21 protein-coding genes are annotated in these 23,868 nt (G+C 32.7%); 17 read left to right on the top strand and 4 right to left on the bottom strand.

Going from position 1 to position 23,868, the window contains the following annotated elements; genetic code table 11:
- The first annotated feature begins 112 nt into the window (after positions 1–112).
- Positions 113–2,197, top strand: coding sequence for a glycoside hydrolase family 97 protein (locus tag EMN46_RS11095; RefSeq protein ID WP_229130339.1), 2,085 nt, complete (start codon positions 113–115; stop codon positions 2,195–2,197).
- 267 nt (positions 2,198–2,464) lie between these two features.
- Here EMN46_RS11095 and EMN46_RS11090 read toward each other — a convergent pair whose 3' ends face one another.
- Positions 2,465–3,676, bottom strand: a complete 1,212-nt coding sequence (locus EMN46_RS11090; RefSeq protein WP_154200876.1) for an FprA family A-type flavoprotein — start codon at positions 3,674–3,676, stop codon at positions 2,465–2,467.
- Positions 3,677–3,924: 248 nt separating this feature from the next.
- Positions 3,925–4,596, bottom strand: coding sequence for a Crp/Fnr family transcriptional regulator (locus tag EMN46_RS11085; protein WP_154200875.1), 672 nt, complete (start codon positions 4,594–4,596; stop codon positions 3,925–3,927).
- Positions 4,597–4,875: 279 nt separating this feature from the next.
- Between EMN46_RS11085 and EMN46_RS11080 the strand changes: the two genes are divergently transcribed.
- Positions 4,876–5,628 (top strand): 1-acyl-sn-glycerol-3-phosphate acyltransferase, encoded by a 753-nt coding sequence (locus EMN46_RS11080; protein WP_154200874.1) that lies wholly within the window; start codon positions 4,876–4,878, stop codon positions 5,626–5,628.
- Positions 5,629–5,733: 105 nt separating this feature from the next.
- Here EMN46_RS11080 and EMN46_RS11075 read toward each other — a convergent pair whose 3' ends face one another.
- Complete coding sequence (locus EMN46_RS11075; RefSeq protein ID WP_154200873.1) at positions 5,734–6,195, bottom strand: FKBP-type peptidyl-prolyl cis-trans isomerase; 462 nt, start codon at positions 6,193–6,195, stop codon at positions 5,734–5,736.
- Between the two features lie 245 nt (positions 6,196–6,440).
- Here EMN46_RS11075 and EMN46_RS11070 point away from each other — a divergent pair, with 245 nt between their 5' ends.
- The gene (locus EMN46_RS11070; RefSeq protein WP_154200872.1) at positions 6,441–7,085 is read left to right on the top strand and encodes a carbohydrate-binding family 9-like protein; all 645 of its coding nucleotides are present in this window, start codon (positions 6,441–6,443) and stop codon (positions 7,083–7,085) included.
- Positions 7,086–7,229: 144 nt separating this feature from the next.
- Here EMN46_RS11070 and EMN46_RS11065 read toward each other — a convergent pair whose 3' ends face one another.
- Complete coding sequence (locus tag EMN46_RS11065) at positions 7,230–7,412, bottom strand: MbcA/ParS/Xre antitoxin family protein (protein WP_154200871.1); 183 nt, start codon at positions 7,410–7,412, stop codon at positions 7,230–7,232.
- A 682-nt stretch (positions 7,413–8,094) separates the two neighbouring features.
- Between EMN46_RS11065 and EMN46_RS11060 the strand changes: the two genes are divergently transcribed.
- The 14 genes from EMN46_RS11060 (at position 8,095) to EMN46_RS10995 (ending at position 23,837) form a co-directional block, all read left to right on the top strand.
- The gene (locus EMN46_RS11060; protein WP_154200870.1) at positions 8,095–8,634 is read left to right on the top strand and encodes a UpxY family transcription antiterminator; all 540 of its coding nucleotides are present in this window, start codon (positions 8,095–8,097) and stop codon (positions 8,632–8,634) included.
- 281 nt (positions 8,635–8,915) lie between these two features.
- Positions 8,916–9,524, top strand: coding sequence for a DUF6266 family protein (locus tag EMN46_RS11055; protein WP_154200869.1), 609 nt, complete (start codon positions 8,916–8,918; stop codon positions 9,522–9,524).
- Between the two features lie 65 nt (positions 9,525–9,589).
- The gene (locus EMN46_RS11050) at positions 9,590–9,961 is read left to right on the top strand and encodes a GxxExxY protein (protein ID WP_195715248.1); all 372 of its coding nucleotides are present in this window, start codon (positions 9,590–9,592) and stop codon (positions 9,959–9,961) included.
- An 82-nt stretch (positions 9,962–10,043) separates the two neighbouring features.
- The gene (locus EMN46_RS11045; protein WP_154200867.1) at positions 10,044–10,823 is read left to right on the top strand and encodes a polysaccharide biosynthesis/export family protein; all 780 of its coding nucleotides are present in this window, start codon (positions 10,044–10,046) and stop codon (positions 10,821–10,823) included.
- A gap of 49 nt (positions 10,824–10,872) precedes the next feature.
- Positions 10,873–13,329, top strand: coding sequence for a polysaccharide biosynthesis tyrosine autokinase (locus EMN46_RS11040; protein WP_154200866.1), 2,457 nt, complete (start codon positions 10,873–10,875; stop codon positions 13,327–13,329).
- Between the two features lie 64 nt (positions 13,330–13,393).
- On the top strand, positions 13,394–14,929 hold the full coding sequence (locus tag EMN46_RS11035) for an oligosaccharide flippase family protein (RefSeq protein ID WP_154200865.1): 1,536 nt from the start codon (positions 13,394–13,396) through the stop codon (positions 14,927–14,929).
- A 22-nt stretch (positions 14,930–14,951) separates the two neighbouring features.
- Complete coding sequence (locus EMN46_RS11030; RefSeq protein ID WP_154200864.1) at positions 14,952–16,229, top strand: hypothetical protein; 1,278 nt, start codon at positions 14,952–14,954, stop codon at positions 16,227–16,229.
- On the top strand, positions 16,226–17,215 hold the full coding sequence (locus EMN46_RS11025; RefSeq protein ID WP_154200863.1) for a polysaccharide pyruvyl transferase family protein: 990 nt from the start codon (positions 16,226–16,228) through the stop codon (positions 17,213–17,215). The genes EMN46_RS11030 and EMN46_RS11025 overlap by 4 nt, the downstream gene beginning before the upstream one ends.
- 53 nt (positions 17,216–17,268) lie before the next feature.
- Entirely contained in the window at positions 17,269–18,384 is a 1,116-nt protein-coding gene (locus EMN46_RS11020; protein WP_154200862.1) for a glycosyltransferase family 4 protein, read from the top strand.
- A 21-nt stretch (positions 18,385–18,405) separates the two neighbouring features.
- A complete protein-coding gene (locus tag EMN46_RS11015; protein ID WP_154200861.1) occupies positions 18,406–19,512 on the top strand; it encodes a glycosyltransferase family 4 protein in 1,107 nt (368 codons plus the stop codon).
- Positions 19,513–19,516: 4 nt separating this feature from the next.
- Positions 19,517–20,617, top strand: a complete 1,101-nt coding sequence (locus EMN46_RS11010; RefSeq protein ID WP_154200860.1) for an EpsG family protein — start codon at positions 19,517–19,519, stop codon at positions 20,615–20,617.
- On the top strand, positions 20,610–21,596 hold the full coding sequence (locus tag EMN46_RS11005) for a glycosyltransferase (protein WP_154200859.1): 987 nt from the start codon (positions 20,610–20,612) through the stop codon (positions 21,594–21,596). Before EMN46_RS11010 ends, EMN46_RS11005 begins: the two co-directional genes overlap by 8 nt.
- A 10-nt stretch (positions 21,597–21,606) precedes the next feature.
- Positions 21,607–22,752 carry a glycosyltransferase gene (locus tag EMN46_RS11000; RefSeq protein ID WP_154200858.1) on the top strand — a complete coding sequence of 382 codons (1,146 nt, stop codon included), beginning with the start codon at positions 21,607–21,609 and terminating at the stop codon, positions 22,750–22,752.
- A 35-nt stretch (positions 22,753–22,787) separates the two neighbouring features.
- A complete protein-coding gene (locus tag EMN46_RS10995; RefSeq protein ID WP_154200857.1) occupies positions 22,788–23,837 on the top strand; it encodes a hypothetical protein in 1,050 nt (349 codons plus the stop codon).
- Positions 23,838–23,868 lie beyond the last annotated feature (31 nt).

The raw sequence follows: 23,868 nt of genomic DNA, 5'->3' as shown, positions 1-23,868 counted from the left end.
TAATGTTTTAATTGTCAATATATATCTATATATTGGTTTGTATTTTAGTTATTAGAACTTCAATCCCTTTATTTTGATAATCGAAAGACAATTCATATCTAATTATAAACTCATGAACATTAAAAGACTTTTATTTGGCTTGGTCATTCTGACAATAGCTATGGTTTCTTGTAATAGCAATATGCAAAAACAAGAACAAGAACTTAAATCACCAGATGGTCATATTGCAATAATTATTAATCTTGAAAGTGGACAGCCAACTTATCAAGTTAATTTCAATGGTAAATCAGTAATTGCCCCTTCGACATTAGGTTTCGATTTTACCAATATGCCTGCTATTAAATCGGGATGGGAAATTGTATCAGCAAAACAAACAAGCAGCAATTCGACATGGGAAATGCCCTGGGGCGAAAAGCGCGTGGTCGAAGATCATTTTAACCAACTTGTAGTGGCTTTGGTTGAAATGGTCTCACCTAACCGAAAAATGAATTTGGAGTTTAAAGCCTATAACGATGGTATAGGTTTTAGATATGATTTTCCTGAGCAAGAAGCTGTGAAAGAGCTTTTGATTGCCGAAGAGAATACAGAGTTTAATCTAACTGGAGATCATAAAGTTTGGTGGATTCCTGGCGATTGGGATATTTACGAACATCTTTATCATACAACACAGTTTTCTGAGATTGACGCAACGAAATTACGTGATCATGCAAGTTTGGCTCAAACTTCAATTCCTAATAATGCGGTGAATACGCCAGTAAGTATGAAAACGGCTGATGGTGTTTATTTAAGCTTTCATGAAGCAAATCTGACTGATTATGCAGGAATGACTCTTAAGGTTGATACGGCAAATATGAAGATGGTTTCGACTTTAGTTGGATCTGATAGAACGGACTATAAAGTAAAACGTAGCTTACCATTTCACACACCCTGGAGAACTATTCAAATTGCTGAGAAAGCTGGCGATTTAATCGAGTCAGATTTAATTGTAAACCTGAATGAACCCAATAAAATTGGTGATGTTTCTTACTTTAAACCAATGAAATATGTTGGTATTTGGTGGGATATGCACTTGGGAACCAAAACTTGGGATAAGGCAAGTGGTAATCATGGTGCGACTACTGAGTATGCAAAAGAATTGATCGACTTTGCATCGGAAAATAATATTGGTGGCATCTTGGTTGAAGGATGGAACACGGGTTGGGAGCACTGGATTGGTTTCGAAGACCGTGAAGGTGTATTCGATTTTGTAACTGCCTACGATGATTACGATTTACCTGAGGTGGTTCGTTATGGTAAAGAAAAAGGTGTTGAACTGATTATGCATCACGAAACATCGGGAGCTCCTCGCACTTACAATCAACAATTAGATACGGCTTATCACTTAATGAATAAATTGGGTATTCATTCTGTGAAAACGGGATATGTAGGTAAACTAATTCCAAAAGGAGAGTATCATCACGGACAATGGATGGTGAATAATTACCGTCGTGCTTTGAAAATGGGCGCCAAATATAAGGTGGCTGTTAATGCGCACGAACCAATTAAGGCAACGGGTTTACGTCGAACTTACCCTAATGCAATATCTCGTGAAGGATTACGTGGACAAGAATTTAATGCTTGGTCAAGCGATGGTGGAAACCCAGCAGAACATCTTCCAATTGTGGCTTTTACGCGTATGCTCGCAGGTCCTATTGATTATACGCCAGGTATTTTCAATATTAAATTAAAACCCTATAAGGCCAACAATCAGGTAAACACAACTTTGGCACAACAGTTAGCATTATATGTGGTTATAAATTCTCCAATTCAGATGGTTCCCGATTTAATCGAGAATTATAAAGGGCATCCTGCTTTTCAATTTATCCGCGATGTTGTGGTTAATTGGGAACAATCTAAAGTTCTAAATGGGGAAATTGGTGAATTTGTAACTATTGCACGTCAGGATAGAGCATCAAACAATTGGTTTGTGGGTGCTATTACCAATGAGAATGCAAGAGATATGAGCATTAAACTCGACTTTCTTCCAGAAGGGAAGAAATACCAAGCAACTCTTTATTTAGATGGTGACAAAGCTCATTGGGATAAAAACCCAACTGATTACAAGATTGAAAAACAAATTGTAGATACCAAATCAACACTTGACTTGCATTTGGCAGCAGGTGGAGGTGCCGCGATCAGTTTGATTGAAGTGAAATAAAAGTTAAAGGTTGCGATTCGGCAATTTTTAGAGAATTTGATCCCAATAGTATGTCATGTGCTGTTGGGATTTTTTTTGCTTCGTTTCTTGGATCAAACCAACAACAAAGTCTGGTTTATTCACAAAGCTCATGAGCTCGCAAGCTCGGTTGGGCGAAGCGCCAGTTTATTAGGACAATATTGAAAATATATCTATAAAAAAACGCCTCCGATTTCTCGAAGGCGTTTCGTGTTCTTATATAAATTGTAATTTGTCTTATATCTTAAATTACTCTTTACTTTCGCTATACAATTCTTTCAAACGATTCGCCATGCTTTCAGCAATAATTTCGCATTGGTCGTAATCTTTTCCGGCAGGCGCACAAAGTGCTTCAGCAGGATCGGCAACAACTTCCCATTTAATTGTTTCAGCAAATTTGCTTAGAGTACGAACACCTCCGCCTCCCCAAGCTTTAGAACCGAAAAGGGCTAATACGTGGTTCTTAACAGACATACTTTGCAATTCGTGAATTAGAGTTTCCATAGCTGGAAAAAGTCCACCATTGTATGCACAAGATCCTAAAATTACACCACGAAAACGGAAAATATCGTTAATGATATAAGAAGGGTGTGTTTTGGAAGCATCGTGAATTCTAATTTTTTTAATGCCACGCTTAACCAATTGTCTAGCAATATTGTCAGCCATCTTTTCAGTATTACCATACATCGATGAGAAAACAATCACAACTCCTTCGTCTGTATCAAACTTACTCCATTTGTCGTATTTCGCAATAATTTCATCAACATGAGATCTCCAAATAGGACCGTGAGTAGAGCAAATCATTTTAACATCTAAAAGAGCTATTTTTTTAAGTGCTTGTTGAGTTGGGCTACCATATTTACCAACAATATTTGAATAGTAACGGCTAATTTCTTCCTCAAGATATTCTAGATCCAATTCATCATCGAAAATACTACCATCTAAAGTACCAAAGGCACCAAAAGCATCACCAGAGAAAAGAATGCCTTCTGTAGATTCAAAAGTGACCATTGTTTCTGGCCAGTGCACCATAGGCACCATAGCAAAGTTTAGCTTGTGCTCACCCAAATCAAGCGAATCACCTTCTTTTACTTCAAGTAAGTTTTCTGATATATCATAAAAATTTTTCAACATTGGGAATGTCTTTTTGTTCCCAACAATCTGCATATTAGGGTAACGCTCAGTTAATGAACGAATCGATCCTGAATGATCAGGTTCCATGTGGTTTACAATCAAGTAATCAGCCTGACGACCATCTAATACCAATTCAATATTATCAAGGTACTCATCCATTGTACCCTTCTCAACGGTATCTACAATAGCTATTTTCTCGTCAACAATAACATACGAATTGTATGCGACTCCTTTAGGAAGAGGCCAATAATTCTCGAAAAGATGAGTTCTTCTGTCGTTACACCCTACCCAATAAATTTTATCGCTAATGTTAATTTTGTTGTGCATACTTAAGTATTTATATATTTTGAATATTGTTATCGTTTATAAATCGAAAAAGGGCGTGAATGATGTCATTATAAGACATGTCAAATCATATTTCCTTTTTCGAGCATAAAAGTAATATTATTTTTTTTCTGAAAAGGATTAAAATGTCTGTTATAAAGAAGTTATGAAAGCTTTATAAGTACTTGTTATATAGTTATACTCTGTGTGTGGTTGAAATATTCAGCTTATTTATAAATTTAATAAATAAATTATTGCTGCATCAATCGCATTAGGGCTGGTTTATTTATGATTTTAATTTCACGACGATTAATTTCTATCATGCCTTCTTGTTCCATTTCTTTAAGGCTACGAGCGAAGGATGGTCGAGTAACACCAAAGAATTGAGCCATCTCAGCTTGAGATTTAGGCAGTTTGATTTTTTCTTTATCTGGCGCTGCTTGTTTTAATATGAAATTAGCTAGTTTCCCTTTTATAGTTTTAAAACTTAAAAATAGAAGCTTTTGAGCTAGAAATTGAGAACGGTTCGAAATGGAATTTAAGTAATTGATTAGGAATGTCTTGTTATCCTGAAAAAGTTCTATCACAGCTTGTTTTTCAAGATAAAATATTTCAACATCATCATTGGCAGTGACATTAACAGGAAACTGATTTTTTTGTCCAAAAAGAAAAGCTGAAGCAATAGGGTAAGGAGCCATAATATCTTCAATCTTAATCGTTTTTCCAGAAACATCTAGCATTTCACCTTTAACGCTTCCCCTAAGAACAATCATTAAGTTTTCGCAACGATCTTCGCGAAAAGCTATCATATCTCCTTTTTTGTATTTTCGTATACGGTGTTGAATTTTTTTGAGAATAAGCTCCATTTCTTCAGCTTCTATACCTCTAAAAACAGGCGATTGTATGAGTTGTTGACTAAGCATTTTCTTTTTTTATAAATTCAAGACTAAGATATCTTTATTTTTCAAGATGGCATGCTATTGATTAAAAAAAAGTGCTTGCATCAAAAGTGAAATACAATGTTTTAAAATTTTGTTTCATCAATTAAATACGAATTTACTGTGAGGTAAAAATGATCTTTTTAAGAATTATGATGGAAATTATTGAGGATATTATAATTTTGTTAGAATTATGAATTGACTTTTCAAAACACTTTATCTATAAAGTCAATATTTCACTTATCTATAAAAGAAGTATTACAAATGAAATATATTATATTCCCTTTTAAATTCTTATACAAAATTTATTTTTTGATCTACTTTGTATTAACCCTAGTTCTATTCTATCCTATATTCAAATATTTTCTTTCTAAGAAAGAGAGGTTTCCAACAGCATTTAAAATTATTAGAGTTTATTCTAAGATTTGGTTATGGGGATCAGGAATCTATTTAAGAGTAAAAGGGCGGGAGAATATTTTGAGAGACCAAGCTTTCTTAATTTGTTCTAACCATAGCTCGTTTCTCGATCCAGCACCTTTATATGCTATTTTCGACCAGCATTTTGTTTTTACAGGTAAGAAGGAAATCGAGAAGTGGCCTTTATTCCATATTTTTTATACATCAGGTATGAATATTTTGGTTGATAGACACAGTAGAGTAGGAGCTTTAAAGAGCTTTAAAGCAATGATAGATGTCGTTAACGAAGGTTTTCCTTTAGTCATTTTACCTGAGGGGACTATTCCTCCTAACGCACCCCAACTTGGAGAGTTCAAATCTGGAGCTGTATCTATTGCCATTAAAATGGGAATTCCAATTTTGCCCGTTACTCAAACGACCAACTGGAGAAGACTGCAGCGTGCCAGTTTATTTAAGGGTAATGCTTGTCCTGGAGTTGCAGAGGTTGTCATTCACCCTCCAATTTCTACAGAAGGACTTACAAAGGCAGATACTGAAGTATTACAAACTAAATTGCACGAGATAATTAATCAGCCTTTGCACGAAAAATATGGTGTTTAAGTTCTTGTGTTTTAAAAGCTCAGTATAATGATATGAAAAAGGCTTGCTTTAAAGTGGAAACTTTAAGTCAAGCCTTTTTTAATTTCAGATTAAATTCGTTAAAGCTTAATTTACTGTTATAAGGTGAATGTCGAAAATAAGAACAGAACCACCAGGAATACCTTTATAATAGCTCGATCCATAAGCTAAATGTGATGGGATTAATAATTTACCTTTCCCTCCTTCGTTAAAATAGGGAATACCTTCGGTCCAGCCGGATATCACGCCATTTAAAGGAAAAGAAATTCCATCATCGTCACTTTCATCAAACACTTCTTTATTTGTGTAATAACCTTTGTAAGCAACAGTAACATTAGAGTAAGCTGTTGGTTGCTCGCCAGTTCCTTGTTCTTCAATTATATAATATAAACCGGAATCAGTTTTTTGTGCCTCAAGTTGATTGTCTTCTATATATTGCTTTATTTCGGCTTCATTTTCTACTGTGTAATCTTTAATTGTTGTCTCTTTTGTGTCTGAATCGCATGATGTAAAAAGGGCAATTACTAAAATTAATAGGGTATATCTCATCTGGTTTTTTATTTGGTTCGCAGCAAATATAGGAAAATATCATAGCTTTCAAAGTGGTGCGTGAATTATCAGACTGATTACTATACTTACACACAGTTTCCTACAGGATAATATTTCGATTAGGCTTTCTAGTATTTTTAAAATACTTTCAGTATATATTATACCTAACATTTATTTTTATACGCAGGCAAAGGGCTTTATTGTTTGATAGATAAATTAATATTTTGAATATAGAACGAACTAATATGAAGATATATAGTGTAAAACAAATAGTTGTAAATACGCACTCGTTCGAAGGAGAGTGTATGAATCCAATCTGGAAACATGCAAATGTTCTGGGTGAATTTTCATTTCCATGGGAAGATAGCAAAGCTCCTAAAACTATTTTTAGAGCTTTATTCGATGCAACATATTTTTATTTTAGATTCGATGTAGAAGATGAGAATGTTCTGACTTTTGTAAAGAATAATCACAAAATGGAAGTCGTTCATTCAGATCGAGTAGAGATTTTTTTTCGAAAAAATGAAAAGCTAGATCCTTATTATTGCTTAGAGATGGATGCAAAAGGACGTGTTTTAGATTATAAAACTCGATATTATCGTGATTTTGAATATAACTGGAACTGGCCTGGTTATAATAATATGGAAGTGAAATCATCGGAAACAAATGAAGGCTATGTTGTTGAAGGGAAAATCACCTTGTCATCTTTAAAGGAACTGGGCTTATTAAATGATAATATCCTACAAGCTGGACTTTATCGAGGATATTGCCTGAGGCTTCCTAATCCTAATGGGAAATTTAAATGGATATCTTGGATAAATCCGAAAGTTGATAAACCCGATTTTCATATTCCTTCTTCATTTGGGGTTTTAAAATTTGTAGTTGAATAAAATTATAAGTGAGGTAGAACAATTAGGTCCTAAATTATTAAACTCCAATTTACAATTATAGTAGATTGGAGTTTTTTGTATATACTGTATAGGTAGGAGTTGGGATTTTTAAAGGCCCCGTTCCCAATGTTTAATTCCTCGTGTCTATGCTTTTCTGCTCTGTTCTATTTTCATTAATAAGTCATAAATAATTGAAGAGCCTTGAGTTGAATCAAGAAGAGAATCAGGAGTAATATTTCCTAAGTCTGCATTCTCAGTTTCAATCCAATTTATGAAATCAGCTTTGCTTCCAAAGATTTCAATGCCTTTTTCTAGGAGTTCTTTCATGTGTATCTAATTTTGGTTTTGTTAGGATTAGTCTTCTTATACCTCCCTTAAATTGTAAACTCTACGATAATGACACTAATTATGTCATCTATACTCTCAAGTTCTACAATAATCTTTGTTTGATAGGAATTGCAGTTAAACAAGAAAAAAAGAAGATCATACTATATTACTTAAAAAAGAGGACTTATTCATGTTAAATCATCAGAATATTCATTAAACAAGGTGCTATTTACTTTTGTTTTTTGATGATGATACTTTGTTCATATGAAGCTGTATGTGTAGTGATAATAGGTTGTTTATAATCTTTCTAAAGAGTATTGGTGATTCTTTTAGTTATCAATATATGACAGTTAAATTACTGTTGAAACGCCTAAACGTATTGTTATATCTAGTGATCTAGATTAGTAGTATTAACAATATCAAATATAGTTCGGTCAGGATATTTTGTTAGTTTACCCACTTGGATACCGTATCTATCAAATCAGACCTGCATATCTTTTATTATTAAATAAATGGTTCTAATTTTAATAATCTAAAGTTATTACTAAGAATAGATTCTATAGTAAGCTCCATTTAAAATTTATAAATGGGACTGAAAGAGCGAAGCTGTGCTAAGCTACTCCTATAAAGATTTGATTTTATCAGACTTTTCTGATTTTATACACCTTTAAAAAACTAACCATTGAAAGTATTAAAAAGAACATATAGATGGTATGCCTTATATACACGCTCTCGATCGGAGAAAAAGTTATATAGTGAGCTTGAGGGAAAAGGTATTGAAGCTTATTTGCCATTAAAAAAAGAACTTCGTGTTTGGAGTGATCGAAAGAAATGGGTAGAAACACCTTTGTTTAATTCTTATGTGTTTGTCAGAGTAAGTGATCGAGAGTATTTTGATGCAGTTAACTCATATTGGGCCGTTCGTTACGTCTGTTTTGAAGGTCGTGCCGTTCCAATACCAGATTTTCAGATTGAATCGTTAAAAATATTTCTCGAAGATACAAGGTGTAATATTGAGATTACTGAAAACAGTCTGAAGAAAGGAGATCATCTTGAAGTAACGTTTGGTCCGTTAAAAGGTGTTCGTGGAGAACTTCTACAATTAAGAGGACGGCATAGAATTGTTCTTCGTTTTATAAGTTTAGGATGCTGTATTCATGCTGATATTTCGATGGACGAAGTTAAGCACTTAAAAATTCCTATTGAGGTAGAATATGTCTGAAATTAATTCAGTTTTTTTTGCTTTTTTCTTAACACAAAGCTGGAACAAGGCTGGGGTATGTTTGGAGCAAGCTTGGATGGAGCCGTAGATGTTATAAAGCGGATGAGGTTTTATTGTGTTGATTAAGACTGATATTCGTTCTGAAAAGTCACCTGTTTAATGTTACAGAAACCTTGAAATAAAACAGATTCTCACCTAAATAATTACACTTTACTCCCTTTTAGAATTAGTAATGCAACAGATGTAGAAATGATACTGCCTCTGTTTATATCCCATAAATTATGGCAAGTATAAAAGATAAATTATTAACTGGACTCGTAGGACCTGTGATTATTTCTCATCGCTATGGTAAGACTTATATCAGGAGTAAACCCAATAGGGTTAAAAACCCAAGGACTCCAGGACAAGTTAATCAGCGAGGTAAATTTAAAGCTGCTACTCAGTTTGTAAGTCGGAATCTCAATGAGTTGATTAGACCTTATTGGAATCCTGAAGCAAGAAGGAATGCGATGAGTGGTCAGAATTTGTTTTGCAAACTCAATACACATGCTTTCGATTCCGAGGGTTATTCTGATATCACTAGGCTGAAGCTTACCACTGGTAATTTAGGCGAGGTTAATAATTTAAGATTGGAGATGATTAATGATATGATCATCCGATTTATTTGGATTAACAACTCACGGGATAAAAAGACAAATGATGAAAATGAATTCAAACTGTTTGGGATGAATTTAGATTTAGTAGTAAAAGAATTACCCTGCAATGCGATTAGAAAGCATGAGTCGTTTGTACTGGATTTAAAGAAAAATACATTTTCCTATTTATTCTGTTTTTTTTGGAATCCTCAATTACAGTTAGCGTCAAATAGCGAATGGATTGATTGTACGTAAAACCAGAAATAACAATAGTGTAACCATAAAAAATAATGAATATTAATTCTAAAAATGATACCACCATGGAAAATAACACATATCAAGTAGAAGTTAATAAACTTATTGAAGTTGGAAATTATATTTATAAACAACTAGGACATGGTTGCTTAGATAAAGTTTATAAAGAGGTTATGGAACTTGAGTTGGAGTTGAGAAATATTCCTTATTTAAGGAAAACAAAATCAAATGCTAATAGACTGGATAATAGTGAGGAGTTTGTATGTTATGATAAGATAGTTGTAGAATTAGACACACATTCATTTTTATCAGAAGAGCAAGAAAATACATTTATGGATAGTTTAAAAGGTGGTGATTTACCAGTTGCTTTACTTTTTAATTTTGGCTATAAAAATCTGCAATACGTTAAAGTAGGTGGGCACTGTATACTGCAGTGAAATTTAAAAATAGTTTGTCAGGATATTATAATCTAGATACTCTCTTAAGTGTTATTTGCTGTGAGTAATAAAAATTAACTATATGAAATTCAAAAATACTCTTATCATTTTATCGTTATTTATTTTCGTTTCCTGTATACCTCAGAAAAAAACTATTTACATGAGGGATGTCAGTGGTGAAAAAAGTTATATCAACCTTTATACTAAGGCTTTTGAAGTAACTGAAGCTTATACTATTCAACCTCGAGATTATATATATATTCGAGTTCTCACTCCAGATGAAGCTGTTGCAAGTCTTTATAATCTTGACGGTGGACAAATGAATATGAATACAATGAGTGATCCTAGTAGTATGAGATTTCAGAGTTATTTGATTAGCGATGAGGGGAATATTGATTTTCCATATGTTGGGCAGATAGAGGTGGTTGACTTAACTCTAAAAGAAGTTAAAGCGAAAATGAAAGATATATTGAAAAACCATATTGACACTTTCACTCTTCAGGTTCAGTTAACTAATACACAGTTTACTATTTTAGGTGAAGTGAATACCCCTGGACAGTATAATATGAATAAGGATCAACTAACTATATTTGAAGCGATCTCATTAGCAGGAGATTTGACGATATATGGGAAAAGAAAGAAAGTGAAAATTGTTCGACCATCTTCAGAAGGAACAAAAACTATAACTATTGACTTAACAGATATAAATCTCGTAGATAGTCAAAATTACTACATTCAACCTAATGATCTTATTTATGTGGAACCTATAAAAGCTAAGATGTTTGGTTTTGGAGAAACATTCTCTTTAGGTATAGTTACCAGTCTAATAACTTTCATATTGTTAGCTAATTCACTAAGATAATAGTTCTGGTTAGTCTCACCATTTTACTTCACACCTATATACTAGTTATATGTATCAGTCTACTAATAAGGATAATCCAGTAAATAATGATGTTTTTAGTCTTGGAAATATGACTAAGCCAGAAAAGCCGAATATTAAAAAATGGATTTATCTTTTTTTAAAGAAGTGGTACTGGTTTGTGATTTGTGTTTTTATTGGGCTAATCGTCGCATTTTTTATTAATAAAAATACAACACCTGTGTATTTAGTTAATTCTACAGTGTTGATTAAGAGTGAGTCTAAAGGTTATCTGGCAGAAGAAATGTCTATGATGAGCGGGTTTTCTACTCCTGATATGCAAAATTTTGAAAATCAAGTTGTATTACTGAAAACAGAATCTCAGATACTACAAACTCTTAATCAACTTGATTTTAATGTAAGTTATTTCTCTAGGAATTCTATTGATATTCATGGATATGATACTGATAATATTTTTAAAGTAGTAAAGAGATTTCTATTTTCTACAGGGCAAAATGGAATACAAGAATTTTATTCTGATAAACCATTTAATGTTATTTTAGATCCTACTCAAGCGCAGTTAATAGGTGTTGAGTTTCATATTAGAAAGAACGAATTTGGAGAATTGAGGTTAACAGCAAAAGGTGAGAATCTTATTGCTCATAATTTTTTTAAGGGTGAAGATGTAGACTTTGTTCCTAATATAAACTTAGATGAAAGTTTAGAATTGGATAAGGTTATAGTTGGTCAAAATTTTGGTTTTACCATTGAAAGTTTGAGTCCTGATTTTGAAGAATTATTAGATGACAACGATTTTTTCTTTATTATCCGTGATAATAAAAGGATGATTAATGATTTTAAAAATATTCAAGTATCCTATGCCGCAAAAGGAGCTTCCATTGCATATATGTCTACCACTGGGACTTGTTTCGAAAAATCGAAAGTTTTTTTAGATAAGTTGATGGACGTGTGGATTCAAAATGGATTAGATCATAAAAATTCGATAGCTAATAATACAATCTCTTTTATTGACCAGCAACTTTATGGTTTAGGTGACACTCTAGGGAGAATGGGAGCTAAGCTACAAAGGTTTAGAACGTCTAATAAAGTGGTTATGCCTACAGTACAGGTTGAGGCCGGTTATTCTCGATTGCAAGAAATCGATTCTCAAGCATTAAAGCTACAAATGCAAGCTTCATTTTTTGAGCGGTTAAAAGGATATTTGAATAAAAGAGAAGATTATAATAATTTAATTTCTCCTGCTTCAGTAGGTTTAGAACATAGTGTTTTAAATGAATATATTACTCAGTTAGCTAAGGTTCGATCGTCACTTTTTCAATATAAAGGAAAAGAAAAATTAAATAATCCCATTCTAGAGAAATTGGAAAGGCAAGAGGCAACAATATTGGCTACCCTTTATGAAAATATTAATTCTCAGCAAGAGTATATTGGTCATCAGCAATCTGTCATAGCGAAACAAAAGGCTAGAATTTCTCGAGAACAAAATCTGCTTCCTGGTAAGGAACAGCAGTTTATGAATATTAAGAGAAATTTTGACTTGACTAATAACCTTTATACAATGCTATTGGAGAAACGAGTTGAGGCTCAAATCCAGAAAGCATCTAATCTTCCTGACAATGAAATTATTGAACAAGCTTATTTTGAAGATATAATTGAGCCTAAAACAAATAGAATATTCCAAATAGGAGTTTTATTAGGTTTGATTTTACCCGCTTTATTGATCCTTTTGAAAGAGTTTTTTAATAATAAAATTCAAACAGATGAAGATGTTGAGGAAATTACCTCCGTCCCAATTGTTGGTCATATTGCCTTAAGTAAAAAAGAAGGGGATGTATTAACACAGAAATTTCCAAGATCACCAATAACTGAGGCTTTTAGATCATTAAGAACACGTCTCGATTATTTTAAAAAAGCAGGTGAGAAACAAATAATTCTTGTAACCTCTTCAATGTCAGGAGAAGGGAAAACTTTTTGTGCAGTTAATATGGCTGGAATATTAGCTTTGGCTGGCAGAAAAACTATTGTTTTAGGTTTTGATCTTAGAAAGCCACAATTAGGAAAATATATGGGTCTGTCTGAGAAATTAGGTTTAACGACCTATTTAATTGGTAATAATACCATCGATGAGGTGATTCAATCTACACAATATAAAAATTTAGATTGTATTGTATCGGGACCTATACCACCAAACCCTGCCGAGTTAGTTGATTCTAAAGCAACTCATGACTTATTTGAGGAGTTAGAAAAACGATATGATTGTATCATTATTGATACTAGTCCGATGGGTATTGTTACTGATGCTTTCTTATTAACACCATACTCAACTACAAATATTTTTGTGGTAAGAAATCAATATACGAATAAGCAATACCTTAAGCAGAACATGAGAATGCTTAGTGATGCAAATATTCAAAATGTTGGACTTGTGATGAATGGTTTAAAAACTCAGAAATATGGCTATGGTTATGGCTACGTTTCTAACGATTAATATTTGAGTAACAAAAAATTAGAGTAGTATCTATTCAATTAAATATGAAAAATCAAATTTATTAATGGCTGTCAATCAATTAAAAGCAGGAGCAATACTTTCCTATGTAACCATAGTTGTTACCAATATTGTTGGTCTACTTTTAACACCTTATATTTTAACCAAATTAGGTGTTGCTGAATACGGTCTGTATACGTTAATGGGTGCTTTTGTAGGGTATATGACTTTACTTGATTTTGGTTTAAATAATACAATAGTTCGCTTTGTTGCCAAATATAGAGCTGAGAAAGATAGCATAGGTGAAGCTTCATTTCTAGGGATGAGTATTTTTATCTATGGGATGATTTCTCTGGTATTAGTTCTTATAGGAGGCATCTTCTATATGAATCTTGAAGGCATATTTGAAAGTTCAATGACAGCTGTGGAGATTGAAAAGGCCAAGTTGATGTTTGCAATTTTGATCTTCAATTTAGCTTTTACTTTGGTCGGTAATTCCTTTTCAGCAGTAGCTTCAGGATACGAAAAATTTATTTACCCTAAGTCGGTCAATATTATAAAATACATTCTTCGTTCCATTTTATTAGTTGTGATCCTTTTTTTCGGAGCAAAAGCTGTTGGAATGATTGTATTGGATACGATCATGAATCTGCTATTAATAAGTGCAAATGCCTATTATATATTTAAAGTATTAAAAGTAAAAGTCTCATTTAGTGGGTTTAATAAACCATTATTAAAAGAAGTTTTTAAATACTCCGTTTGGATTTTTGTATTTGCTATTGTAGGTCAATTTCAATGGAAGAGTGGACAAATGGTTTTGGGTGTTTTGACTAACACAAGCACTGTTGCAATTTTTGCTATTGGTATCATGTTAGGCTCTTATTACGGTGCATTTTCAAGTGCAATTACTAGCGTGTTTTTGCCTAGGGCAACTAAAATGGCAGTAGAAGAAGCTACCGGAAAGGAACTAACCGATATGATGATTCGTGTAGGTCGAATTTCATTTTTGGTTCTATTATATGTATTGGGAGCCTTCTTTTTGTACGGTGAGCAGTTTATTATTTTATGGGTTGGTACAGAGTTTATTGAATCATGGCAAATAGCAATGCTAATTATGTTTGCATATACAGTTCCACTAGTACAAGGCTTTGGAAACTCAATACTTGAAGCAAAAGGGAAATTGGCTTTTAAAGCTGTTTTATACTTATCCTTTGTGATTATAGGAACGGTAATTGGCGCATTATTCGCACCAAAATATGGTGCCACAGGTATGATTATCGGTAGTGTTTCTGGTTGGTTAGTTTCTCAAAACATCATGAATATCTATTATACACGTGTTATTAAGCTAAACATCCTTCGTTTTTTTAAGGAGCTAGCAATACGCTTTCTTATATGTATGATTGGAATTCTAAGCTTAGGATGGCTTATAAACCTTATTCCTGGGAATAACTGGATTAATTTTCTGATAAAAGCTGTTTTATATACTGGTGTGTACGCTGGTGTCATGTTTCAATTCGGGATGAGGTATTCTGAGAAAGAATTGATTTGGAACTTATTGAAAAGAAAAAAGAATTCAACTAGAATATCTGAGTCACGAGTTTAAAACCATTGAGATATAGATTGATATGATTGTTATAAAAGATATTTCGGTAGTTGAGAATGGAAAAACGATAATCTATGATTATTCGGTTAGCACTATGTTCTCGAAGTACTTTGATAAAAAGAATAAGTTTTTCGCTTCTTATGAAGTTGATATCACATCGGTGCCTAAGAGTATATTGGGGATTCCTTTATTAGCTAATTTACTTCCTATTTCTTGGTTCTTAGATTTTAAAATTCAGATTGAAGAGCTAGACTCCAGTTTTGTGACATGTGTGAATGAGCTTAAATCTGAATTCCAAAAGATGTATCCTAACCATGAACTAAAAGGGGATCTGATAGTCAATAATATAATTACTAATTCTAAGGCTAAAAGTGATAAAAAGGCCATGTTATTTAGTGGTGGTGTCGATGCCATATCGGCATATATAAGACATTGTACTAACGATTTATCACTATTTTCAATCAGAGGAGCAGATATAGAACTAGATGATGACGAACGTTGGAATGATTTATTAGATTATAATAACACTCAGAAATATTTAAGCTCAAATCTGAAGTATACAATTTCATCAAACTTAAGAACATTTTATACTTACAAGTTTGAAAACGAAGTGAATCTTAAATGGTGGGGGCAAGTTCAACATGGGCTAGCTTTATTAGGTGTTACAGCACCACTTACACATTTGCTTAAAATTGATAGCCTTTACATAGGATCCACACATACAAAGAAGACTCAAATAAGTTGGGGCTCAACTCCAATTACAGATGAGTTATTAAAATGGGGAGATGTAGACATAACTCATGAATGTTATGATTTATCAAGACAGGAGAAGATTAAATCAATTCTAGACTTCTCAAAAAGCACGAAAAAATCTATTGGATTACGAGTCTGTTATTCTGAAAGAAGAGAAACTCTGAACTGTAGTTCTTGTGAGAAATGTTTAAGAACAATAATGGGAATCATTTTGGAAGGAAGTAATCCGAATCATTTTGGATTTATAGTTGATGCTTCATTTTATTCGAAGGTTGATAGTTTATTAAAATCTAAGATAAACACTCTTGGAATATATAATCATTGGAAAATTCTCCAGGCTACAGCAATAAAGCAAAAGCATTTTTTCGTTTTTGATGATGGGCAAGTTGAAAAGTTGAAGTTAGAAGCTTTTTGCAATTTTCACATAAAAGAACCAGAGCTGATAAAAAGAGTTAGTTCATGGGAAAAATGGAAATTTGCCCTCATTAATAAATACCCCGTCCTATTTAATTTTTATATGAAATTTAGACTAAAACTCATCAAATGAAACATGCTTTATTAAGCTATCAAGAAGGCGAAAGAACATTCAATCTTGGAGATAATGTACAAAGCTTAGCTGCACGTCAGTTTTTAAAGAAAGATCCTATCCTTATTGATAGAGAACGACTTTATCATTATGCCGGAGACGAAGTAAAGCTTATAATGAATGGATGGTTTACTCACAATTTGTTTAATTGGGTTCCGTCTAAAACTATTCATCCATTGTTTGTTTCATTTCATTTGAATTCTAGTGCAGCTCCATTTTTACTTAATGACGAGAGTGTTGCTTATTTAAAAAAGCATGAACCAATCGGATGTCGTGATAGGTTTACAGTCAAGCTATTAAAAGAAAAAGGAGTTGAGGCTTATTTTTCAGGATGTATGACATTAACTCTTGATAATTACAAAGTTGACGATAGTTTGAGGGGAGACGATATTTATATCGTTGATCCGTTCTATAATTATCCAACTTCTACGTCGGTGACTTCTAGCTTAAGACAATTTGCAAGAAGTATAATAAATGGTGATGTATTTAAAATATTTAGAAAGAATCGGGATTTGAAAAAGATAATTCATCCTGATCTTTTTAAGAAAGCTAAATATAAGACACAAGTTCTTCCCAAAGGGACATTGACTGAAGCTGAAAAATTTACGTTAGCTGAGAATTATCTTAAAGATTATGCGAAAGCAAAATTAGTAATCACATCTCGTATTCATTGTGCACTGCCATGTTTAGCAATGGGAATACCTGTTATTTTTATTAACGGGTTTAATTCTGAGGTCGATACATGCCGCTTCGATGGTATTATCAACCTATTTAACCGCATTGATGTTGATGATAATGGCCGATGTACAAATAATTTTAACCTAAACGGTTTAATTACAGCTGATACAATGGTGACAAATTTATCAAACCATCTTCCAATAGTTAAGGATCTAAAAGAGACATGTACTTCATTTATAGAAGAATTAAAGACTCGTGAAGCTGGTTAGTTTACAATTTGCTTAAAACTATTGGGTGAATTTAGCTTTAAAGAAAGGATAAAATGGGAAGAAAAATTCTGTATATAACAAATCAAATTTGTGGACCAGGAGGTTTAGAAAGAGTCTTATCTATTAAGGCTAGTTATTTAGCTGATTTGATGGGGTATGAAGTGCATATTTTAACTCTAAATCAAGGTGATGAAGCCTTATTCTATAATTTTAGTGAAAATCTTAATTATCATGATGTTAGTTTAAAAGGTAATCCATTGGAATACATATGGAATTATCGAAAAAAAATAAGAGATATAATTAAGAAGGTAGAACCAGATATAATTTCTGTTTGTGATGATGGTTTAAAAGGATTGTTTGCTCCTTGGTTATTAGGAAAATTCTGTCCGATGGTTTATGAACGTCATGTGTCAAAACAAGTTTTGCTTAATACTTCCAATTCTTTATGGGTGAAATGGATTAATAGATTGAAATTTAGATTGATGGATGTAGGTGGTAGCTTATATGATTCTTTTATATCCTTGACAAAAGACAATACTAAAGAATGGAATTTAAATAATATTAAAGTTATTTCTAATCCTCTATCATTTTATCCTGACGAAGTTTCAAAACTAGAGAATAAAGAAGTAATAGCTGTAGGCCGTTTATTTTATCAGAAAGGATATCCTTTAATGATAGAAACGTGGGAGAAAATAGCCAAGCAATTTCCTGATTGGCATTTGAATATATATGGTGCTGGTCCTGATGAAGAATTAATTCGACAATTAATTAAAGATAAAGGTTTAGATCAATATATTCTTATTCATAAACCAACTCCAAATATTCTTGAGAAATATCAGAATTCATCAATTTATTTATTGTCATCCTTATTTGAAGGGTTTGGAATGGTTCTTATAGAAGCAATGGCGTGTGGTGTTCCTTGCGTTTCATTTGATTGTCCTTGTGGACCTGCTGATATCATTATTGATAATGAAGATGGCTATTTAGTCGAAGCTAAAGATGTAGATCGTTTGGCAGATCGATTAAAATATTTAATCAAGAATGAAGGTATTCGTAAACAAATGGGGGAAAAGGCTCGAGAGAATGTTAAGAGATATCTTCCTGAGGTTATTGTGCCAATGTGGGATACCTTATTCACTCAATTAATTCAAGAAGATAAGACTCAATAAATAGATAATTATTTAAAGCTAATGAAGATTTTATACTATACCGATCAGGTTTATATACATGGAGGAATAGAACGTGTTTTAGCTAATAAAATTAACTATTTGTGTTCTCAGCCAGAGCATGAAGTCTATCTAATTACAACTGAGCAGAAGGATAATGATTTTTGTTACGAAGTAAGCTCGAAGCTGAGGCATGTTGATCTTAGTATTAATTATGATCGCAAGCTTAGTTATTTTCATTACAAGAATTTGATTCGCTTACCAAAGCATGTAAAAAGACTTAAACGAGCAATAAAAGATATTAAGCCTGATATAATAATACAGTGTAATTATGCTTGGGATTTCTATTTTATGCCATTTATTTCTCCCAAAACACCTAAGATTAAAGAGTTTCATTCTTCCAGATATTTTGATGATAAACGTATTAAAGAGAACGGGAGATCGTTTCGAGATTATTTAAATCACTGGATTGAATCAAAGTTTGATGGACTTGTAGCTTTGAATAAAGATGAGGCAAAATTTTTTTTCTCTAACAATGTGTTTGTGATTCCCAATGGGCTTTCTTTTTATTCTAAAGATGAGCAGTTAAAAGAAAAGATTGTAATTGCTGCAGGTCGAATTGCTCCCGTTAAGGGTTTTGAGATGTTAATAAAATCTTGGAGAGATATTGGGCTTAAATTTCCAGATTGGAAATTACACATTTATGGCGATGGAGAGCTTGAGTATATTAAATTTTTGACATCTCTTATAGAACAATACAATTTGGTTCATTTTATTGAACTACGTGGAGCAACCAATAATTTAGAGGCGAAAATGAAAGAGGCATCATTGTATGTAATGAGTTCGCATACTGAATGTTTTCCGATGGTTCTTCTTGAGGCTATGTCTTGTGGTTTACCTGTTGTTAGTTTCGACTGTCCTTGCGGTCCCAGAAATATTGTTACAGAAGGAGAAGACGGTCTTCTTGTAAAGAATGGAGATGTAAATGTGTTGTCGGAAGCAGTTTCGGTACTAATTAAAGATGAGGAGTATAGATGTGGAATGAGTAAAAGTGCTCGACAAAATATCTTACGTTTCGAGGGATCTATTATTATGAAGGAATGGGAGAAGTTATTTAATCAACTGCAATAATCATATGGCTTTAATTCCACTAGAATATTACACCTTTTTTTATTACCAGGTAGGTTTTATATTGGTATTGTACACATTGTATTTTACACAAGCTAATACTGGTAGAGAAATCATAAGTATTCCTGGTACACAATTGGGAGCGGGCATTTTATGCATTGCGACAATTTTATATATGGGCTTGCGTCCATTTAGTGGGCGGTATTTTGTTGATATGTCTACTTATGGGCATATGTTTGAGGTGGTTAAGGGGATGCCATATGAGTTGGACGGAAATGTAGAATGGTTGTTTTCTTGGTTTAATTGGACTTTAGCTCAATATGTTGAAAAAGAAACATTTTTTCTTCTGTGTGCAGTTATCTACACGGGTGCATTATGGTTGGCTTGTAAACGTTTATTTAAAGGCTACTACTTTTATGCATTTGTAATTTGCCTTGGAGCTTTCTCTTTTTGGGGATACGGAGTGAATGGAATTCGTAATGGTTTATCAACCTCTTTATTAATGCTCGCATTTTCGTTCTACGATCGAAAATGGTTTATGTTCTCTCTGTTTTTTATTTCTGTAGGGATACATAAAAGTACCTTATTGCCTATTGTCGCTTTTTGTTTGGGTTATCTGTATCATAATACAAAAAATATTTTGATTGGATGGCTAGTTGCTATACCTCTCTCCTTGGTAGCTGGAATTTATTTTGAGATCCTTTTTGCCAACCTAGGATTCGATGATCGACTTACTGGTTATATACTTAATGAAAATTCGAATTCAAGCTTTGCAAGTTCTGGATTTAGATGGGATTTTCTTTTGTATAGTGGTATACCCGTCTATATGGGGTATCATTATATTTTTGAACGAGGTTACAGAGATAAACTGTATATCCAATTGTTTAATACCTACCTAATTAGTAATGCTTTTTGGATTCTGATAATTAGAGCCTCTTTCTCTAATCGTTTTGCATACTTATCGTGGTTTATGATTCCAATAATTTTGATCTATCCATTGTTGAAGAAAACAATTTGGCATAGGCAATATGCAAAGATTGGTGTAGTCATATTCTTCCATTTTTTATTTAGCTATTTGATGTTCTTAAGAGATTTCATAAATGATTAAAATTTCCATAGTTGTTCCTGTTTATAATGCTGAAAAATTTGTTCAGACACCCCTTGAGAGTCTACTTGGTAAACAAGATATTGACTCTTTAGAGTACGAAATTGTTTGTGTAAATGATGGTTCTACAGATAACAGTTTATCTGTATTGGATTCTTACAAGAAACGATATGAAAATGTTCGTGTGGTTACGCAAAAGAATAAAGGTTTAGGCGGTGCTAGAAATACAGGAATCGATAATTCTAAAGGGAAGTATATTCTTTTTGTTGATGCTGATGATTATATCTGTGATAAAAGCTTGAATCAACTTTTTAATAAAGCTGAAAATGGAAACTTAGATATCCTCGAATTTGGAGCTCAGGGAGTGAGTCTTGCTGGAGTGGTAAAGTATACTTCGACCATCAATATGGAAAGTGATATTCTAACAGGCGAGGAATATCTTTCAAAGATTCTTTATATGGATTCTGCTTGTAATAAACTTTATAAAAGAAGTCTATTGGAAGATAATAATCTGAAGTTTTTAGAGAGGGTATACATTGAGGATATAGAATTTAATACCAGAGCCGTATTTTGTGCGAAGAGGGTTCAAGCTATACCTAATATAATTGGTCAATTTGTTTTAACAGAAGGATCCATAACACGTTCAGCAGAGTACAAGAAGCAATTGAAAATGATGAACGATATGCTTGAGGTGATTGGTATTATGAAAAAATATATTCATAAAAATGTATCGATGGAATCTTGTGCATTTCTAAATCTCAATAAAAGATTGAGTTTTTTAACTACGAGTTTGTTGTACCGATCATTTAGAGAAGCTCAAAGTTTAAATATTCAAAAAGAAATTTTACAAAAGTTGAATGAAATTCAGCTTTACCCAATTCATTATAAGACAAATAATACTTCAAAAGATATTTTCAGAGTATTAGTAAATATCAAACCCGCTTACTTTTTCCTTTGTCGTTTAAGAAATCTGAAACTTTAATATAAATAGGATGCAAGTAGAAAAGAAACGTATTTGTATAGTTGTCTCACAGTTTGGAACGGCTAGAGGATTTCTTCGAGATCATATTTTGATATTGTCTTCAGAAGTTGATGTTTATTTGGTTGGTCATTTCGACGATCAAGAAATGATAGATGCTAAACAGCTTGCTATAGTCGAGTGTAAGTCGATACCAATTTGTCGTAACATCAATTTGTATTACGATTTGAAAAGTGTTTTTGAGTTAAGAAAATACTTTAAGCAAAAGATGTTTTCGGTTGTACATTCAGTTACTCCTAAAGCTGGTTTAATAAATTCTTTGGCTGGACGATTGGCTAACATAGAGAATCGAGTACATATTTTTACGGGGCAGGTTTGGCATACTCATAAAGGCCTAATGAAGCTTTTGTTGATCACTTTTGATAAGTTAATAGCGAAACTTAATACACATATTTTGGTAGATGGTGAATCTCAAAGACAATTTTTGATTCAGCACAAGGTAATTAAGACCCAAAATTCAAGCGTATTAGGTAAAGGTTCAATCTCAGGTGTTAATGTTTCAAGGTTTACACCATCAAAATCAATAAGAGATGAGTTTAGGCGAGATCTAAATCTTAAGAATAAAGTGGTGTTTAGTTTTCTAGGAAGATTAAATGTAGACAAAGGGATATTAAACCTATTTGAGGCTTTTAATACCTTATGTGAAGAGAATGATAGTGTCCATTTATTAATAATTGGTTGGGATGAAGCGAATATGATTGATTCTTTATCTGAATATCCAAACATCAAACAAAACGAAAATTTCACGTTTTTTGGACCTACTCTTACTCCAGAAAAAGTTCTTCAAGCAGCCGACGTATTTTGTTTACCAAGTTATAGAGAAGGTTTTGGAACAAGTGTGCTTGAAGCGTCTTGTTTAAGAATACCTGTTATTTGCAGTGATACCTATGGTTTAATGGATGCAATGATTAATGATGTTACTGGATTAAGGCATGAGGTCGGGAATAGCAATTCATTATTTGTTCAAATGAAGAAAATCACTGATGACATAGATTTGCGAGAGAGATTAGGTGAAAATGGTGAAGTTAATATTCACGATAATTTTTCTGGAGCATACCTATCAAAAGAATGGTTGAAGTTTTATAAAAGCTTAGTTTAAATCAACATTGTTATCTAATATTTTATAAATCTATTATGGAAATAAAAGAAATAGGATCGGTTTTTCATACCTGTCAATTTCCACCAGCTACCCAATATCTTTCTTTCCCAGACGAAGCATTGTATTATGGATGTGGGCGATATGCGATAAATGCTCTTATCATTCATCATATCAAAATTGGTGAATGGAAACGATTATATGTCCCAGAATACTTCTGTTATAAAGTTATTGGTGCAATAAGAACAACAGGAATAGAACTTGTTTTTTACGCTGATTCACCGTTAGAAGATGATGAGACTATAATTGATAACATCGATTTTATAAAGGGAGATGTTCTTTTAAGGATGAACTATTTTGGTTTAAGAAGTCCTAGAGATAATTCTAACTTAAATGTACCTGTAATTGAAGACCATACGCACGATTTGTTTTCAGAGTGGGCTTTAAATAGTAATGCTGATTGGTGTATTGCTTCGTTAAGAAAAAGTCTACCTATTCCAGATGGAGGTATGTTATGGTCTCCTAAACATGAAATTTCAAATATTGAAAAGCCAACTATTAATCAAAATCACACCAAATTGTCAGATGATCGTTATAGAGCAATGATGATGAAACGTTTGTATCTAGATTCAAAAAAATCTATTTCAAAAAGTGACTATTTGAATTTATTTAATGAGACAGAAGCAGTTATTGGTAATGAAGAGATTTCGAGACTTTCTTCTTTTTCCGAGGAAATTCTTAGACAAATACCATCCTATCTCAATCAAAAGAAAAAAGACAATTATGAGATATTACTTAGGTTGATTGAGACTAGAACATGTAAAGTTGTGCATTGTAAAGAAACACATACGCCTTTTTCATTTGTTCTTTTATTTGAGAATAATGCGAAACGTAATTTGATTCGTCAGGAATTAATTAAACGTAATATATACCCAATTGTACTTTGGGAGATTGAAAACCTACAGGCTAATAATAAAGTTGTTGATTTCTCAAAAAGAATGTTGACACTACCCATAGACTTTAGATATTCTGAAATGGATATGTACTGGATGAGTCAAGTGATTAACGCAGAGTTATTAAAAATATAAATACAGTTTACTATTTCGATAAAATATTGGA

Origin of the sequence: Ancylomarina sp. 16SWW S1-10-2 (genome assembly GCF_009669305.1) — a bacterium.
GTDB lineage: Bacteria > Bacteroidota > Bacteroidia > Bacteroidales > Marinifilaceae > Ancylomarina.
This window is presented reverse-complemented; position numbering and strand designations above follow the sequence as displayed.

Excerpts from the sequence above, each read along its gene's own strand:
- EMN46_RS11095 (WP_229130339.1), top strand. The coding sequence starts at position 113 with ATGAACATTAAAAGACTTTTATTTGGCTTGGTCATTCTGACAATAGCT.
- EMN46_RS11090 (WP_154200876.1), bottom strand. The coding sequence starts at position 3,676 with ATGCACAACAAAATTAACATTAGCGATAAAATTTATTGGGTAGGGTGT.
- EMN46_RS11085 (WP_154200875.1), bottom strand. The coding sequence starts at position 4,596 with ATGCTTAGTCAACAACTCATACAATCGCCTGTTTTTAGAGGTATAGAA.
- EMN46_RS11080 (WP_154200874.1), top strand. The coding sequence starts at position 4,876 with ATGAAATATATTATATTCCCTTTTAAATTCTTATACAAAATTTATTTT.
- EMN46_RS11075 (WP_154200873.1), bottom strand. The coding sequence starts at position 6,195 with ATGAGATATACCCTATTAATTTTAGTAATTGCCCTTTTTACATCATGC.
- EMN46_RS11070 (WP_154200872.1), top strand. The coding sequence starts at position 6,441 with ATGAAGATATATAGTGTAAAACAAATAGTTGTAAATACGCACTCGTTC.
- EMN46_RS11065 (WP_154200871.1), bottom strand. The coding sequence starts at position 7,412 with ATGAAAGAACTCCTAGAAAAAGGCATTGAAATCTTTGGAAGCAAAGCT.
- EMN46_RS11055 (WP_154200869.1), top strand. The coding sequence starts at position 8,916 with ATGGCAAGTATAAAAGATAAATTATTAACTGGACTCGTAGGACCTGTG.
- EMN46_RS11050 (WP_195715248.1), top strand. The coding sequence starts at position 9,590 with ATGGAAAATAACACATATCAAGTAGAAGTTAATAAACTTATTGAAGTT.
- EMN46_RS11045 (WP_154200867.1), top strand. The coding sequence starts at position 10,044 with ATGAAATTCAAAAATACTCTTATCATTTTATCGTTATTTATTTTCGTT.
- EMN46_RS11040 (WP_154200866.1), top strand. The coding sequence starts at position 10,873 with ATGTATCAGTCTACTAATAAGGATAATCCAGTAAATAATGATGTTTTT.
- EMN46_RS11035 (WP_154200865.1), top strand. The coding sequence starts at position 13,394 with ATGGCTGTCAATCAATTAAAAGCAGGAGCAATACTTTCCTATGTAACC.
- EMN46_RS11030 (WP_154200864.1), top strand. The coding sequence starts at position 14,952 with ATGATTGTTATAAAAGATATTTCGGTAGTTGAGAATGGAAAAACGATA.
- EMN46_RS11025 (WP_154200863.1), top strand. The coding sequence starts at position 16,226 with ATGAAACATGCTTTATTAAGCTATCAAGAAGGCGAAAGAACATTCAAT.
- EMN46_RS11020 (WP_154200862.1), top strand. The coding sequence starts at position 17,269 with ATGGGAAGAAAAATTCTGTATATAACAAATCAAATTTGTGGACCAGGA.
- EMN46_RS11015 (WP_154200861.1), top strand. The coding sequence starts at position 18,406 with ATGAAGATTTTATACTATACCGATCAGGTTTATATACATGGAGGAATA.
- EMN46_RS11010 (WP_154200860.1), top strand. The coding sequence starts at position 19,517 with ATGGCTTTAATTCCACTAGAATATTACACCTTTTTTTATTACCAGGTA.
- EMN46_RS11005 (WP_154200859.1), top strand. The coding sequence starts at position 20,610 with ATGATTAAAATTTCCATAGTTGTTCCTGTTTATAATGCTGAAAAATTT.
- EMN46_RS11000 (WP_154200858.1), top strand. The coding sequence starts at position 21,607 with ATGCAAGTAGAAAAGAAACGTATTTGTATAGTTGTCTCACAGTTTGGA.
- EMN46_RS10995 (WP_154200857.1), top strand. The coding sequence starts at position 22,788 with ATGGAAATAAAAGAAATAGGATCGGTTTTTCATACCTGTCAATTTCCA.